This window comes from Arthrobacter sp. SLBN-112 (assembly GCF_030944625.1).
Classification (GTDB): Bacteria; Actinomycetota; Actinomycetes; order Actinomycetales; family Micrococcaceae; genus Arthrobacter.
On the sequence record NZ_JAUSXY010000001.1, the window covers coordinates 1,552,053 to 1,567,335 of the forward strand.

Below are 15,283 nucleotides of genomic sequence, written 5' to 3' on the forward strand. Positions count from 1 at the left end.
TGCCCCGGGCGTGGCCGGGGGCTTAGACCAGGGAATCCTTCCATGCCCCGTGCAGGTCCGCGAAGCGGCCGCCGCCGCCGATCAGTTCCTCGGGCGTGCCGTCCTCCACGATCCGGCCGTCGTGCACCACCAGCACCCTGTCGGCCGTTTCAACCGTGGACAACCGGTGCGCGATGATCAGCGCCGTCCTGCGCGCAGCCTCCGTCCCGGCGAGCAGGCGGGCCAGCCCGGCCTGCACCAGCCGTTCCGACGGGATGTCCAGGGACGACGTGGCCTCGTCCAGGATCAGCACAGCCGGCCGCGCCAGGAACGCCCGGGCGAAGCTGATCAGCTGCCGCTGCCCGGAGGAAACCCTGCCGCCGCGTTTGTTGACGTCGGTGTCGTAGCCTTCGGGGAGTTCCAGGATGAAGTCGTGCGCCCCGACGGCCTTCGCGGCTTCCTCGATCTCGGCACGCGTTGCTTCCGGCCGGCCGAGTGCGATGTTGTCGGCCACCGAGCCGCTGAACAGGAAAGCTTCCTGGGTGACCATGACGATGTTCCTGCGCAGGTCGGTGGTGGCCAGGTCGCGGAGGTCCACGCCGTCCAAGGTCAGGTTTCCCGACGTGACGTCGTAGAACCGGGCGATGAGTTTGGCCAGGGTGGACTTGCCGGCACCGGTCTGTCCCACCAGGGCAACTGTTTGCCCGGCCGGGATACGCAGGTTCAGCAGGGGTACCACCACGGGCCCGTCGCCGTAGCGGAATTCCACGTCCTTGAAGTCGATGCGCCCGGTGGCTTCGGGAAGCGGGACCGGGTTCTTCGGCGGCCGGACCGTGGGTACCTCTTCGAGGAGCCCGGACACCTTTTCAAGGGCGGCCTGCGCGCTCTGGAACGAGTTGTAGAACATGGCCATCTGGTCCACGGGCTGGAAGAACCGCTTGGTGGAGAGGATGAGGCCTAGGAGCACGCCCACTGCCAGGTCTCCGCCCAGTACCCGGAATCCGCCGAACAGCAGCACCACAGCCACGCAAACGTTGCCGATCAGCACCAGGCCCGGCTGGAAGATGCCGTTGAGGTTGATGGACCGGACGGTGACCAGGCGGTAGTTTTCGGCGAGGTCTCCGTAGGTCTGGGAGTTTTCCTTCTCCTTGCGGAAGGCCTTGACCGCGCGGATGCCGGTCATGGTTTCCACGAAGTGCACGATCAGCCGTGCCGAAACCACCCTTGATTCGCGGAAGGCGATCTGGGAATGCTTCTGGTACCAGCGGGCCAGGAAGAACATGGGCACGCCGGCGGCCAGGACCAGCAGGCCGCTGCGCCAGTCCAGGGCAAAGATGGTGGCGGCGGTGAACGCCATGAAGAGCATCCCCGAGGCCAGCGAACTGACGCCGGAATCGAGGAGCTCGCGCAACGCCTCCAGGTCCGAGGTCTGGCGGGCAATGATCCGGCCGGACGTGTACTTCTCGTGGAACTCCAGGCTGAGCCGCTGGGTATGCCGGAAGACACGGACGCGCAGGTCCAGCAGCATGGCCTGGCTCAGCCGCGCCGTGGAGGTGACATACAGGGCGGTGAGGCCTGCCGTCGCGATGGCCGCCAGAAGGTAGGCGACGCCGGTAAACACCAGCGGGAGGTTGTCCCCGGACCGGAGGGCCGGGAGTGCATGGTCGATCCCGAAAGCGATCAGTGCCGGGCCGGCCACCCGGGCTGCCTGGGAAAGGACCACCATGGCGATGGTCAGCCAGAACCGTACCCGCACCGGCCGGATCAGCGACCCCAGCAAGGCGAGCGACCGTCGTCGAACCGCCCTGCTGTCACTCTTGCTCAGGTGGGCGTTGTCCTCGTTGGCGGTGCCGAACGTTGCCGTGCTCATCGGGTCACTTCCTCTGCCTGGTCCTCAAGCGCGGACAGTTCGGAGTCAAGGTCCCGCGGCTCACGGTCCAGGCTGGCGATGACGTACCGGTAGTGCTGGTTGCGGGCCAGCAGTTCCGTGTGCGTGCCGACGGCGGTGATACGGCCGTCCTCCAGCAGTGCCACCCGGTCGGCCAGGGCCACCGTGGACGGCCGGTGGGCCACGATCAGGGTGGTGGTGTCCTTGAGCACCTCGCGGAGGCGGGCTTCCACCAGTTCCTCGGTGTGGACGTCCAGGGCGGAGAGGGGATCATCCAGGACCAGGACACGTGGACGGGCGGCGATGGCGCGTGCCAGGGCAATGCGCTGGCGCTGGCCGCCGGACAAGCTCAGGCCTTCCTCGCCGATCAGCGTGTCCACGCCCTGTGGCAGGGAATGGGAGAAATGCGCCTGCGCCACGTCCAAGGCCTCCTCCAGGACCTCGTCGCTGCGTACCGGCGCGCCGAGCAGGACGTTGTCCCGCACGGAATTGGAGAAGAGCGTAGTGTCCTCGAACGCCACCCCGACGATCCTGCGCAGTTCCTCGACGTCGAAGTCGCGGATGTCCACTCCATCGATGCTGATGGTACCGTCCGTGACGTCGTAGAGGCGGGGGACCAGCTGGATGAGCGCGCTCTTGCCGCTGCCGGTGATGCCCACCAGGGCCATGGTTTCGCCGGGCCGCACCTCAAGGTTGATGTCCTTGAGGATCGGTTTGTCCGGCGCGTCCTCAAAGGCGAACGTTGCGTTTTCGAAGCGCAGCGCGCCTGCCAGTTCGCCCGGGCGGCGGGGTTCGGCGGGGCTGGCGATGGTGTTCTGCGTATCCATCACTTCGTAGTGGCGGTCGACGGCGGTCTTGGCCGTGAGTGCCATGGCGAGCAGCATGCCGGAGAATTCCACGGGCGAGGCGATGACGGCGGCCGTTGCGAAGAACGCCACCAGGGAGCCGATGCTCAGCTGGCCGCTGGCGCACAGCATGACGCCCACCACCAGGCCGGATCCCAGCGCGAGTTCGGGGAGCAGGGTGACCACCATGGTGAACGTGGCCTGGTGGCGTGCCTTCTCGATTTCCGTCTGGCGCAGTTCCTCGGCTTGTTCGTTGAAATTCTCGAGGGCTTCACGGCTGCGGCCAAACGCCTTGAGCACGCGGATGCCGTGGACCGATTCCTCCACCGTGGTGGCGAGGTCGCCTGCCTGGTCCTGGCTGCGCCGCGCCACTTTGCTGAACCGGGTGCGGAACCGGAAGCTGTTGATCGTGATGGGCACGGCGGCGGCCAGGAAAATCAGCGCCAGCTGCCAGCTCATGGCGAACATGGCCACGATCCCGATAATCACGGTGAGGGTAGTGACCACCAGCATGATGGCGCCGAAGGCCATCCACCGGCGGAGGAAGTTCAAGTCCGTCATGGCCCTGGACAGCAGCTGGCCCGAACCCCAGCGGTCGTGGAAGGAGACGGTCAATTCCTGCAGGTGGTCGTAGAGCGAGACCCGCATCCTGGTTTCCACCGTGGTGGCGGGGTTGATGACAAACTGCCGGCGGAGCGCCACCAGCCCGGCCTCGGCGATGCCCAGCAGCAGGATGACGCCGGCGGAAATCCACACCCCGTCCGTGGTAGCCCCCGGCTGCAATGCCGTATTGACCAGGACCCGCAGTACCTGGGGGATGGTCAGGGCAACGATACTTGCCGCCAGCGCACAGAGAAGCCCCAGCAAAAGCCGGGGGATGATGGGCCGGACGTGCGGATAAAGACGGCTGATTGATCTGAAAAATGGAGTCTGCTTGGCCATGCCCGCTTCTCAAGCTCTAAAACGAATGTAGTTTCCTCTAGCAACTACCCTATGCCATGGGGTGAGACGATTCACAGGGGTCGCCGCCCGGCCGGCCGGCTTGCCCAGTTATTGCAGTCCGTAATGGGCTGGTCAGCCTCGGGAGGTCAACGTCAGCAGGACTGCCTCCGGCTTGCAGGCGATCCTTACCGGGGCGAAGCGCGAGGTGCCGATGCCGCCGGAGACGTTGACCGGCGTCGTGCGCCCGTTGTTTGACCAGTCGTTGAGGCCTTTCGCGCGCCAGGTGGGCAGGTCGCAGTTGGCGACGACGGCGCCGTACCCCGGGATGCACAACTGGCCGCCATGCGTGTGGCCCGCGAGCAGGAGGTCCGCGCCGGCTTCCGTGAAGTGGTCCAGCACCCGCTGGTACGGGGCGTGGATGACCGCGACCTTGAGGTGGTCGTTGGCGTCCTGGTTGACCGTTCCGCGGGGCCAGCCGGCGTACCGCTCGCGGTTCAGGTGCGGATCGTCAACGCCGGAGAAGTCGAAGCGCATGCCGTTCAGGATCAGGGACTGGTGGCGGTTGGTCAGGTCCACCCAGCCGCCCATGCCGAACCCGGACCGGAGACGCGGCCAATCCAGTGCCGTCGGCTTCGGCGCGGCCTTGGAGGGTCCCAGCAGGTAGGACGCGGGGTTCTTGAGCGTGGGAGCGAAGTAGTCGTTGGAGCCCGGAACAAAGACGCCCGGAAACTGCAGCAGCGGCTTCAACGCAGAAAGGAGCGGGTCCACGGCTTTCACATGGCTGAGGTTGTCGCCGGTATTCACCACCAGGTCGGGCTCCAGGTCTGCCAAGGAGGCGAGCCACTGGGCCTTCTTCTGCTGCCCCGGCACAAAGTGGATGTCGCTCACGTGCAGGACGCGGAACGGGTTGCGCCCGGGCGGGAGGATGGCCAAGCTCTCCTCGCGGACGACGAACTGGTTCTTCTCCCACAAACCGTAGCCGAAGGCCGCCATCCCGGCCGCCGTTCCGGCACCTGCAGCAACGGCAAAGCCGCGCCCGATAGAACGGGCCCGGCTTGCCAGGCTATCGATGCTCATGCGTGCTAGCCCTTGCCATTGTTGCCGTTCTTGCTCGGGGCCGGGGCCGGTGCCGGGGTGGCGGGAGCCTGGGTTGCAGGGGCTGTAGGCGCCTGCGTGGCCTGCGGGCTGCTCTGGGCGGGGGCCGAGTTGGGAGTTGTTCCGTTGACCATGTTGCTCGGCGGTGCCGGGAACGGGTTGGTGCCGTAGCCCGGCGCGATCTTCGTCATGAAGTTCGAGAACATGGGACCGGCAATCATGTAACCGTCAATGCCTGGGTAGAACTTTCCGTTGACGGTGATGTTCTGGCCGGCACGGCCCTGGTTACCCAAGGGGTCACCGAACCATGCAGCCGTAGCCAGGCCCGTGGTGTGGCCCACAACCCAGGTGGAACCGTTGTTGTTCGACGTACCGGTCTTGGCGCCGATCGGGAAGCTTGTCTTGGTCGAAAGGCGCGGCTGGATCAACGAGCCCGAACCCCTGTTCATGACTTCCTGCAGTGCATAGTTCACACCGCGGGCAACCTCGGGCTTGACAGCGTCGCGGCAGTTGCTCGACTGGGCCGGCAGCTGCTTGCCCGTGGCATCGGTGACCGAGGTGATCGCGATCGGTTCGCAGTACTTGCCGTCGTTCGCGAACGTGGCGAACGCGCTGGCCATGGTGAGCGGCGACGTCTGCGTGGACCCCAGCAGGTTGCCCAGTGTCATCATGTTCACCTTGGGGTTCGGCTCGCTGCCATCCGTTGACGGGAGGCCGCTGTGCAGGCCAACGGCGTCGACCATCTTTTGGATGCCGCAGAAGTCCAGCTGTGCGGCGGACGCAAACGTCACCGTGTTGATGGAGTTGTAGAGCCCCTCGAGGACGGTGAGCGGGCGGTACCACTGGGGCTCGGCGTTCTGGAGGTCATCAGTCGCATCCAGGCCTGCGTTCTTCTGCGCCGTGCTGTAGGCGCCCTGGACCTTCCCGCAAGTGTTCTTCCACGGGTAGCCGATGGGGTAGACGCGCTGGGCGGCATTAACCACGGTGTTCATGGTTTTGCCCTCATTGAGCCACTCGGCAAAGGTGAACGGCTTCATGGTGGATCCCGGCTGGAACCCGCCGACGCCGTTGAGGTCGTTTCCGTCCTTGTCCAGCTGATCGACGTTGAAGTTCAACTGCGAGTTAAAGCCTCCCGCGCCGGCCAGGAACGACGTGTTCTGGGCCATGGAAATGATCTTGCCCGTGCCGGGCTGCACCGACACCATCGACGCGCCCCATTTATCAGGGTTGGCGCCGGCAGCGGCATCGGACTGTTCCTGGGCCGTGGCCTGCGCCTTGGGGTCCAGGGTTGTGGTGATCGTCAGGCCGCCACCGTAAATGAGTCGCTGGCGGTCCTTGACTTCCGCACCATAGGCCGGGTTGTTCTCCAGCAGGTGCAGGACGTAGTCGCAGAAATACGGCGCGGTGACCGCATAGGCGCAGCCCTGCTTGGGCTGGGTTACCTTCGGTTCAACCGGAGTGGCAACGGCGGCCTGGTATTCGTCCGCGGTGATCTTGCCCTGGTCCTTCATCAGTCCCAGCACCAGGTCGCGGCGCTGCTTGGACTTCTCCGGGTTGGTGATGGGATCGAAGGCGGACGGGCTGTTCACCAGGCCGGCCAGGAGCGCTGCCTGCGGCAGGGTCAGGTCCTTGGCCGTGGTGCTGAAGAAGTAGCGGGAGGCGGCCTCGATGCCGTACGCATCCCGGTTGAAGAAGACGATGTTCAGGTAGCCCTCAAGGATCTGGTCCTTGGTGAACTCCTTCTCGAGGGCGATGGAGAGCTTCATCTCGCGGAGCTTGTCGCCCACGCCCTTGTTGACGCCGTTGAGCTTGATTTGCTCCTCTTCGCCGGCCGCTGCGAGGTTCGCATTGAGCACGTTGTTGACGTACTGCTGGGTGATGGTGGACGCACCCTGCTTGTTGCCGCGGGCGGTGGCGACCAGCGCGCGCAGGATGCCGGTGGTGTCCACACCGCCGTGCTCGTAGAACCTGCTGTCCTCCACCGCGATGATGGCGTTCTTCATGTTCGGGGAAATCTGGTCCAGCGGAACCTTGGTGCGGTTCTCCGTGAACACGCTGGCGATCTCACTGCCGTCCGCAGCCAGAATCCTGGTGGTCTGGTTGGGCGGATCAACCTTCAGTTCCGCAGGGAGGGAATCGAAGAAGTTGATGGAACCGCTTGCCGCGCTGCCGGAGACGGCAGCGGCAGGGACCAGAAGGCCCGCCACCAGGACACCGCAAATCGCGCTCACACCGAGGAAAAGAAGGATCTTACCCAGTGTGGTGGCAGTGTCGAATAAGGGGTTGTTGCGAGTCGCCATGTTTTCCACTTTACCGTCAAGGGCTACGCTTTCTGTCATGACCAAATGGGAGTACGCGACGATTCCGCTCATTATTCACGCCACCAAACAGATCCTCGACCAGTGGGGGGAGGACGGCTGGGAGCTTGTCCAGGTGGTGCCCGGACCTGACGGGAACGGCCTTGTCGCCTACCTGAAGAGGGAGAAGCAGTAGCATGTGCATCCCCGCAGAAGCCCTGTCCGGCGCCGCAACGGCGCCCGCATCCGCCGTCGAACAGCGCCTGGCGGAACTTGGCATCACCCTTCCGGAGGTCGCCGCTCCCGTGGCGTCCTACGTCCCCGCCATTGTCTCCGGCAACCATGTCTACACTTCAGGCCAGCTGCCGTTTATTAACGGCAAACTCGAAGCTACGGGCAAGGTATCCGCCGGTACCGAAGGGTTCGCCGACGAGCCCACGGTGTCCCCCGAAGACGCGCAGAAGTATGCCGCCGTGTGTGCCGTGAACGCCTTGGCCGCGGTCAAGAGCGTCATCGGCGACCTGGACCGGATCACCCGCATCGTCAAGGTGGTGGGATTCGTTTCCTCCGATCCGTCGTTCACGGGCCAGCCCGCCGTCATCAACGGTGCTTCGGAACTGCTGGGCCGCGTCCTGGGAGACGCCGGGCAGCACGCGCGTTCCGCCGTCGGCGTTTCCGTTCTTCCGCTCGACTCTCCCGTAGAAGTCGAACTGATCGCCGAATTCAGCTAGGACCGGTCGCTTCCCTTGCCTCACCTCGCACGACGCCTTTTTGCGCTTCCCCAGGACCTTGAAGGGGCGGCTCAGAGCTGGCTCGAACACGGCGAGCGGACTCCCCGGGCCGCGCGCTACGCCTCTTCTGTTGTCCTCCTGCGTGATTCCCCCACCGGCCTGGAAACGTGGCTGGGTTACCGGCCCGGCTCCTCCCCGTTGGGTGTCCTCGCCTTCCCCGGCGGTTCCCTTGACCCGGCCGACGACGACGCCATGGGTTGGCTGGGCCCCTCACCGCAGCATTGGGCTGAGCAGATGGGAACGGCCGACGTCGGGCTGGCGCGTCGCCACGTGGTGGGTGCCATCCGGGAGCTCTTCGAAGAGACGGGCATCCTGCTGGCCGGTCCGGACATGTCCAACACCGTGGAAGCCACGTCCTCAATTGAGTGGATGCGTGCCCGCATCGCCGTCGCGGACCAGGAGAAGACGCTGGCGCAGGTCCTGGGTAAGCGTGGCCTTTCCCTGCGAACCGATCTGCTCAAATCCCTCGTGAACTGGCGCAGCCCCGACTTTGCCCACCGCCGGTTCGACACCCGGTACTTTGCCGCCACTGTGCCGCTGGGCCAGGAACCCTCGCTGCTTGAGGGCAAGGGCGTGTGGGGAAGATGGGTCAACGCGGCGCAGGTGGTGCAGGAACGGAGCAGCACAGCGCTTGGCGACGAAGCCGGCCAGGAAAACACCGTGGGCCGGCCCCTGGGTGAGCTGCTGGTTCCCGGCTCGGTGATCATGATCGAAAAGATGGCAGCGGCCAACGGCTGCATCGCCTACCTGAGCTATAAGCGCAAACCGCACGTTTACCAGCCGGTCCTGGTCGAAGAAGACGGCAAGCTCATGCTTGAGGTCGAGGCCGCCAAGACCGTGGCAGGGGACCACCAGCGCGAACGCTGAAGCCCAATGGTTGAGCCCGTCGATCCCGGCTGGGTTTCGACAGGCTCAACCACCGGGCTCTGCTTCCGGGCACGAAAAAGGCCGCCCCTCGGGGCGGCCTTTTTCGTGTGTCCTAGCGGGAACGCTGACGCAGGCGCTGCATGTCCAGGATGACCACGGCACGGGCTTCGAGGCGGAGCCAACCACGCTGGACGAACTCGGCGAGGGCCTTGTTGACCGTCTCGCGGGAAGCGCCCACCAGCTGGGCCAGTTCCTCCTGCGTCAGCTCGTGGGCCACCAGGACGCCGTCGGTTGCCGGCCGGCCGAAGCGGTCCGCGAGGTCCAGCAGGGCCTTGGCCACGCGGCCCGGAACATCGGAGAAGACCAGGTCGGAGAGGGAGTCGTTGGTGCGGCGCAGGCGGCGGGCCAGGGCCTGCAGCAGCTGGGCGGAGACCTCGGGGCGGGTGCGCAGCAGGGCGTTCAGGCTCTCGTTCTTCAGCCCGGCAAGCCGGGTTTCGGAGACGGCCGTGGCGGTGGCGGTGCGGGGGCTGGGATCGAACAGGGCCATTTCGCCGAAGAGTTCGCCCGGGCCGAGGATGGCGAGGAGGGATTCGCGGCCATCGGGGGAGGTGCGGCCGAGCTTCACCTTGCCGGAGACGATGAAGTAGAGCTGGTCGCCCTGGTCACCCTCGCGGAACACGGATGCGCCGCGGGAAAGGTCCACCTCGGTGAGCTCGTCCGTCAGCAGACGGAATGCGTCGTCGTCTAGCGTGGCGAAAAGGGGTGCTCGGCGCAGTACCTCGATGTCCATGAAATCTCCTGAGTAAAAGTATCGGCTGTGGCGCTTGTGCCATTGTTTCAGAATTTTCAAGGTTCTGTGACGAACTTGGCAGCCGAAACGCCCCGCAACACCCGGATCCGGGTCCGCCGGTGGGCGTTGAACCCCACAGAAGTTTGTCAGTGTCCGCTACTAGAATGGGGATTCAACTGTTTAATAAGGAGCCTTTGTGGTCGGCTTGACTGTCCTGGACCTCGTCCTGATCCTGGCGTTGCTGTCGTACCTGATTTACGGCCTTCGCAATGGGTTCCTGGTCACCGTCGGCGGCCTGGCCGGTTTCGCGGCCGGCGCCGTCGCGGCGTTCTTTGCCGTTCCCCTGGTCAGCACCTTCGTTGCGGACTCCGGGTGGAGGCTGACCGCCATCATCGCCGCCGCCGTCGTGCTTATGGCCCTGGGACATGGGCTAGGCACCATGGTGGGCCGGCAAATCCGCGGCGCCATGCGGATCCGGCCACTACGCGTCGTGGACCGGCTGGTGGGCGGTGCGCTGAACCTGGTGGTGTCCGCGCTGGTGATGTCCATGCTGGCCTTCAGTGTCAGCTCCCTCGGCGTGCCCGTCGTGTCGCAGCAGTTGGCCGAATCCAAGGTGATCCGGTTCATCGACGGCCTCACCCCCACCCCGGTCAAGACGACCATGGCGGAGCTGCGTTCGACGGTGATCGGCAACGGAATACCGACGTTGTTCGAAGGCCTCGACCAGGGTCAGCCGGTCCAGGTGCCCAATGCCAGTACCAATACTCCCGCCTTGAACAAGGCCGCCCAGTCAGTCCTGAGGATTGCCGGCACGGCCTACGAATGCGGCCAGAACCAGACCGGCACCGGATTCGTGGTGTCCCAGGGCCGCGTGGTCACCAACGCGCATGTGGTGGCGGGCGTGTCGCAGCCGGTCGTGGAGATGCCCGACGGCGCCGCGATGCCGGGGCGCGTGGTCTACTTCGACACCAAGCGGGACCTGGCAGTCCTGGCGGTGGACAACCTGCCGTCCCAGCCGCTGCCGCTGAGCCGCGACCTGCCCGGCGGCAGCCAGGCCGCCTTCGCCGGGTACCCCCACGGCGGGCCGTTCCAGTCGAAACCGGCCACCGTGCAGGACATCGCCACCGTGCTGGTGCCGGACATCTACGGAAACAATCCGTCGCCGGAAGACATCTACCGCCTTGCGGGGGATGTGCAGCCGGGGAACTCGGGTGGCCCGCTGCTGACCACCGACGGCCAGGTGGCCGGCGTGATCTTCGCCAAGGCAACCTCGGACGCGGAAGTGGGATTCGCCATCACCATGAGCGATCTGAACCCGGTGGCGCAGCAGGCGCCCGCCCTGTCCACACCCGTCTCCTCCGGGCAGTGCATCCAGAAGTAGGGGCTGCGGGCTACAGGACCTCGGCCAGGTAGTCGATGGCGAGCTTGTAACCGAACACGCCGGCGCCCACGATCACCGCTGCGCACACCGGCGACAGGTAAGAATGGTGCCGGAATTCCTCCCGCTGGTGCACGTTGGTGATGTGCACCTCGACGGCGGGCAGCTGCACCGCCGCCAGGGCGTCACGGATCGCCACGGAGGTGTGCGTGAAGGCGCCGGCGTTGAGGACAATGCCGACGGCGTTCTGCCGGGCGGCGTGGATGGTGTCCAGCAGGACGCCTTCGTGGTTGGACTGGACGCACTCCACCGCGAAACCGTGCTTGGCAGCGGCGGAGGCTGCCAACTGCTCCACATCGGCAAGGGTTGACGTGCCGTACTTCTCCGGCTCCCGCGTGCCCAGCAAGTTCAGATTGGGGCCGTTGATAACGAGGATGGTGCCGCGGCCGGCTTCGACGGTGGAGGAGGCTTCAGTCATGCCTGCAAATCTATCGGTTGGCGCTGCCCGCCGCGCATTCTTACATTCCCCAACCCATCGACTGCTCCGTACTTGTCGTTTTGGGCGGTCTAAACGACAGGTGGGGGCCCACGCTGGCGAGGGCCCCGGCCTGAGCTTGCGAAGGCTGGGAGCCGGTGGGGAGCAATCGATGGGTGTTTAGAGGGCCGTGACCTTGAGCAGCAACGCGTGCTCGGGGTTCAACATAGGCATGGGCAGCCCCACTTCAGCGAGGAACCGGCCGTTGGCAACCGCCCCGCCTGCAAGCCAGGCCGGGGGCTGGACCTGCATGAAGGTATGGGCGTAGTCGGCGTCCACCGGTGTGGGGAAGACGGCTTCGACCCGGTAGCTGCGCTCCGCGTCCAACCCGGGAATGCCCATCCGGCCCGGCGTCTCGGACGCCGAGGTGCGCATGCTCACGACCGCGAACAGGGCCGCCGTCGTGCCTGCAACGGGCGTGGGATCGAGTACGCCGTAAAGCTGGAACGTGTCGTCGGCGATGTCCGCGTGGACCGGGCTGCCGCTGTGGATCAGGTCCCGGTGCTCCTTGTACAACCCCACCAGGCGCCGAAGCTCTTCCCGCTCCGTGCCCTGGACGCCGCGGACGTCCCATTCCATCCCGAAGTGGCCGAAGAGGGCGGTGATGGCCCGGAAAGAGAGGTCGTGGGTGCGGGCCGTGGTGTGCGAGGCGGTGGGGCCGATGTGGCTGCCCACCAGCTCGGGCGGCACCACGAGGCCGGTCCAGCGCTGGATGGTCTGCCGCTCCAGTGCGTCGTTGCAGTCGGACGCCCAGATGCGGTCGGTCCGCTCCAGGATGCCCAGGTCCACGCGGGCGCCCCCGGAGGAGCAGCTCTCGATTTCGACTCCGGGATGGGCTTTGCGGAGTTCATCGAACAGCCGGTACGCGGCCAGGGTCTGCGCATGGACGGAGGAGCCTCCGGCGTGACCGTGTTCCAGCAGGTCCCGGTTCTGGTCCCATTTCAGGTAGCTGATGTTGTTGCCGGACAGGAGCGCGGAAATCCGGTCGAACACGTACTGCCAGGCCTCCGGGTTCACCAGGTCGATGACATGCTGGTTGCGCCACTCAAGGGGCAGCCGGCCGCCGTCCTTGTGCGCCGCGGCGGACGGTCCCACGATCCAGTCCGGGTGCGCGCGGGCCGCGTCCGAATCCAGGTTGACCATTTCCGGCTCCACCCACAGGCCGAACTCCATGCCACGGGAGGTCACGGCGTCGATCAGTGGGGTCAGGCCGTCCGGCCACACGGTCTCGTCGACGTACCAGTCGCCCAGTCCGGCGTGATCGTCGCGGCGCCCGCGGAACCAGCCGTCGTCGAGCACGAAGCGCTCCACGCCAAGGTCCGCCGCGGAATCAGCCAACTCGATCAGCGTGTCCAGGTTGTGGTCGAAATAGACGGCCTCCCAGGTGTTCAGCACCACCGGGCGCGGCTTTCCGGCCGGCAGTCCGGTAGAGGCGGCGGGCAGCACATGGTGCGGCCGGGAACGGAACCAGCTGTAGAAGGCCTCGCTGATGCCGTCCAGGCCGCGGTCCGAGTACGCGGCGAAGAAAGCCGGGGTGGTGTAGCCGGCACCCGGTTCGAGGATGATCTCGGCCGGCCCCAGCAGCTCCGAGCCGCCGATCACGGTGCGGCCATCGCCAATGGTGTCCGCGAACTGTTCGTGGTTGCCGCTCCAGGCCAGGTGCGTCGCCCACACCTTGCCGTGGCGGTTGCCGAAGCCCTCGGTGCCTGCGGCGAAGATCAATGACGCGTCGTGTCCGGTGCGGCCGTGCCGGCCGGTGCGGACCCAGGTGCCCTGCTGGATGCGTTGCCGTTGCGGGTGGCGTTCCCGGCACCAGCGGCCGGTGAGGTCCAGGAGTTCGACGGCGTCCGGGGCCACGGGGAGGACGGTGGCCAGTTCGTCCACCTGGAACGGGGTGGTGCCGTCATTGGTGACGGTGTGGCGCAGTTCCAGCAGGCCGCCGTCGTGGAGCGTGAGGGAGGTGGAGACGCTGATGCCGGCGTCGGCGTCGGACTGGCCAATCGTGGCCGTGCGGCCCTCAGCGCTGACGGACATGACGCGGAGGCGGGTCGAGAAGTCGAAGCCGGAGCCGTCGCCGGTGATGCGGTGCCCGCGCAGGGCCGGACGGCCCCGCCACGAGGAGGATGCCTGGGGGAGGAGGCTTGCGGGTACGCGGGCGTCGACCGAAGAGGGCCCGATGGGTCCGGCCAGGAAGCCCAGGTCCGGCAGCCCCGCGCCCAGGTCGGCGCCCCAATGGATGACCTCGGCCTCCCCGCTGTCGAAGCTGATCAGCAGGCTGGTGCCGGCGGAACGGAGATACAGGGGATCCATAGGAGGTCTCTTTCAGTGTTCAGCGTTGCGTCTTAAGTTACGCACAGGAGGGAAATCCGGGAAGGGGTGGCCGGGAGCCGCCGCCGCGAGGAGGAGGACGGCGGCGCCCGGCCGGTGGCTGCGACCACATACGCAGCCACGCTCGGGGGCTTACTTGAACAGGGCGTTGACCTGGTCGTTGGCCTGGGTCAGCGAGCTGGCCTTGGCCTTGCCGGACACCACGGCGTCCATGGCCGGCTTCATGATGCCGTCAACCTTGGCGGCATTGTCCGCGATCGGGTACAGGAAAGTGGTCCCGTCCTTGACCTGCTGGCTGAACGGGGTCACATCCACGCCCTTGGCCTTGAACGCTTCCACAGCTTTGTCCGCCGAGGTCTTGATGGCCGGGAAGACGATTGCCTTGGCAGCCACCACGTCCTGGCATGCCGCCGAGCCCAGGTATTCCACCCACTTGATGGCGGCCTCCGGCTTCTTGGTGCCGGCGTAGATGGAGTCCGCCAGGCCGTTGTACATGCTGGCGCGCTTGCCGTCGACTCCCGTGGGCGTCGGGGCGATCCCCACCTTGACGTCCTTGTAGCCGGTGTACTGGCCGATCATCCACGAACCGTTGGCGTTGATCACGGACTTGCCGGCGGCAAAGGTGTCCGCCATGCTGGCGCCCACCGTGGTTTCAAGTTTCGGCATGTATCCCTTGTCCACCAGCCCGGCGAACCAGTCGATGCTTTCCTGGAACTTGGGGTCGTCGTAGTTGAAGTGCTTGCCCCACGGGTTCTTGTCCGTGTGCGTCCAGCCGGTGGTGCCGGTCAGGTAGCTCCACTCGGTCTGGCCCTGGCCGGAGCCGGAGCCGTTGAGGCCGAGCCCGTAGACGGCCACGTTGTTCTTGTCGAAGCCTGGCTCGTCGCCGCGCTTGCCGTTCTTGTCCACGGTCAGGTGTGCGATCGTCTTTTCGTACGTGCCGCCGTCCTGTGGATTCCAGGTCAGGTTGGCCATCTGTTCGGGGGTGACGCCGGCGTCGGCGGCGAGCTTGGTGTTGTAGAACAGGGCGATGGTGTCCCAGTCCTTGGGGAGGCCGTAGCGCTTGCCGTCCTGGCCCACCCAGAGGTCCGCGAGCCCGGAGTTGTAGGCGCTGGTGTCGATGTTGTCCTTCTTTACGGCGTCATCGAGGGCGAGCAGCTGCTTGTTCTTGATGAATTCGGGGTATTTGCCCAGGTGGTCCGTGAAGACGTCCGGGGCGGTGCCGGCCACGAAGCCGTTGGTGAGGGTGCCCCAGTAGTCGTCCCAGCCGCGCTGGGTGACCGTGACGGTGATATCCGGGTTGGCCTTGTGGAAGTCGTCGGCGCACTGCTTGTACGCGGGGAGCTGGTTGGCGTCCCACAGCCAGTAGTTGATTTCGCCCTTGCCGGCCTCGGCGGATCCGCCGCCTCCGCAGGCCGAGAGTGCCAGGACTGCGGCCGCCGCTGCGGCGAGGGAGGTGAGTGCTTTCTTTTTCATGGGTGTTCCTTTCACAGTGCTTCCGGGCAGGCCGCCATGGCCCGGCGCCGGGGATGGGACGGGTGGGTTACGCGG

General features: G+C 66.1%; 12 protein-coding genes. 4 read left to right on the forward strand and 8 right to left on the reverse strand.

What is annotated here, in order from left to right:
- Positions 1–22: 22 nt before the first annotated feature.
- The 4 genes from QF050_RS07295 to QF050_RS07310 form a co-directional block, all read right to left on the reverse strand.
- Positions 23–1,849 (reverse strand): ABC transporter ATP-binding protein, encoded by a 1,827-nt coding sequence (locus QF050_RS07295; RefSeq protein WP_308929838.1) that lies wholly within the window; start codon positions 1,847–1,849, stop codon positions 23–25.
- The gene (locus QF050_RS07300) at positions 1,846–3,654 is read right to left on the reverse strand and encodes an ABC transporter ATP-binding protein (protein ID WP_308929839.1); all 1,809 of its coding nucleotides are present in this window, start codon (positions 3,652–3,654) and stop codon (positions 1,846–1,848) included. Before QF050_RS07300 ends, QF050_RS07295 begins: the two co-directional genes overlap by 4 nt.
- 132 nt (positions 3,655–3,786) lie before the next feature.
- On the reverse strand, positions 3,787–4,731 hold the full coding sequence (locus QF050_RS07305; RefSeq protein WP_308929840.1) for a metallophosphoesterase: 945 nt from the start codon (positions 4,729–4,731) through the stop codon (positions 3,787–3,789).
- A 5-nt stretch (positions 4,732–4,736) separates the two neighbouring features.
- A complete protein-coding gene (locus tag QF050_RS07310) occupies positions 4,737–7,088 on the reverse strand; it encodes a transglycosylase domain-containing protein (RefSeq protein WP_308929841.1) in 2,352 nt (783 codons plus the stop codon).
- On the opposite strand from QF050_RS07310, the gene QF050_RS07315 reads away from it, so the two are divergent.
- The 3 genes from QF050_RS07315 to QF050_RS07325 are packed head-to-tail and all read left to right on the forward strand — an operon-like array spanning position 7,087 to position 8,704.
- Positions 7,087–7,242, forward strand: coding sequence for a DUF4177 domain-containing protein (locus QF050_RS07315; RefSeq protein WP_009359196.1), 156 nt, complete (start codon positions 7,087–7,089; stop codon positions 7,240–7,242). The two genes, QF050_RS07310 and QF050_RS07315, sit on opposite strands and share 2 nt — an antisense overlap.
- Position 7,243: 1 nt before the next feature.
- Positions 7,244–7,777 carry a RidA family protein gene (locus QF050_RS07320; protein WP_308929842.1) on the forward strand — a complete coding sequence of 178 codons (534 nt, stop codon included), beginning with the start codon at positions 7,244–7,246 and terminating at the stop codon, positions 7,775–7,777.
- Positions 7,778–7,792: 15 nt separating this feature from the next.
- Complete coding sequence (locus QF050_RS07325; protein WP_308929843.1) at positions 7,793–8,704, forward strand: NUDIX hydrolase; 912 nt, start codon at positions 7,793–7,795, stop codon at positions 8,702–8,704.
- Positions 8,705–8,816: 112 nt separating this feature from the next.
- On the opposite strand, the gene QF050_RS07330 is transcribed toward QF050_RS07325, so the two are convergent.
- A complete protein-coding gene (locus QF050_RS07330; RefSeq protein ID WP_011775987.1) occupies positions 8,817–9,494 on the reverse strand; it encodes a Crp/Fnr family transcriptional regulator in 678 nt (225 codons plus the stop codon).
- Between the two features lie 196 nt (positions 9,495–9,690).
- Here QF050_RS07330 and QF050_RS07335 point away from each other — a divergent pair, with 196 nt between their 5' ends.
- Entirely contained in the window at positions 9,691–10,875 is a 1,185-nt protein-coding gene (locus QF050_RS07335; protein ID WP_308929844.1) for a MarP family serine protease, read from the forward strand.
- Positions 10,876–10,885: 10 nt separating this feature from the next.
- Here the strand turns inward: QF050_RS07335 and aroQ are convergent, their stop codons facing one another.
- From aroQ to QF050_RS07350, 3 genes are all read right to left on the reverse strand, one after another.
- Positions 10,886–11,350 (reverse strand): type II 3-dehydroquinate dehydratase, encoded by a 465-nt coding sequence (gene aroQ, locus QF050_RS07340; RefSeq protein ID WP_308929845.1) that lies wholly within the window; start codon positions 11,348–11,350, stop codon positions 10,886–10,888.
- A gap of 177 nt (positions 11,351–11,527) precedes the next feature.
- Positions 11,528–13,717, reverse strand: a complete 2,190-nt coding sequence (locus QF050_RS07345; protein WP_308929846.1) for an alpha-galactosidase — start codon at positions 13,715–13,717, stop codon at positions 11,528–11,530.
- Between the two features lie 150 nt (positions 13,718–13,867).
- Positions 13,868–15,208: a sugar ABC transporter substrate-binding protein gene (locus QF050_RS07350; RefSeq protein ID WP_308929847.1), complete on the reverse strand. Its 1,341-nt coding sequence runs from the start codon at positions 15,206–15,208 to the stop codon at positions 13,868–13,870.
- Positions 15,209–15,283 lie beyond the last annotated feature (75 nt).

Bases quoted from the DNA above. Each gene is read 5' to 3' on its own strand.
- QF050_RS07295 (WP_308929838.1), bottom strand. From the start codon at position 1,849: ATGAGCACGGCAACGTTCGGCACCGCCAACGAGGACAACGCCCACCTG.
- QF050_RS07300 (WP_308929839.1), bottom strand. From the start codon at position 3,654: ATGGCCAAGCAGACTCCATTTTTCAGATCAATCAGCCGTCTTTATCCG.
- QF050_RS07305 (WP_308929840.1), bottom strand. From the start codon at position 4,731: ATGAGCATCGATAGCCTGGCAAGCCGGGCCCGTTCTATCGGGCGCGGC.
- QF050_RS07315 (WP_009359196.1), top strand. From the start codon at position 7,087: ATGACCAAATGGGAGTACGCGACGATTCCGCTCATTATTCACGCCACC.
- QF050_RS07310 (WP_308929841.1), bottom strand. From the start codon at position 7,088: ATGACAGAAAGCGTAGCCCTTGACGGTAAAGTGGAAAACATGGCGACT.
- QF050_RS07320 (WP_308929842.1), top strand. From the start codon at position 7,244: ATGTGCATCCCCGCAGAAGCCCTGTCCGGCGCCGCAACGGCGCCCGCA.
- QF050_RS07330 (WP_011775987.1), bottom strand. From the start codon at position 9,494: ATGGACATCGAGGTACTGCGCCGAGCACCCCTTTTCGCCACGCTAGAC.
- aroQ (WP_308929845.1), bottom strand. From the start codon at position 11,350: ATGACTGAAGCCTCCTCCACCGTCGAAGCCGGCCGCGGCACCATCCTC.
- QF050_RS07345 (WP_308929846.1), bottom strand. From the start codon at position 13,717: ATGGATCCCCTGTATCTCCGTTCCGCCGGCACCAGCCTGCTGATCAGC.
- QF050_RS07350 (WP_308929847.1), bottom strand. From the start codon at position 15,208: ATGAAAAAGAAAGCACTCACCTCCCTCGCCGCAGCGGCGGCCGCAGTC.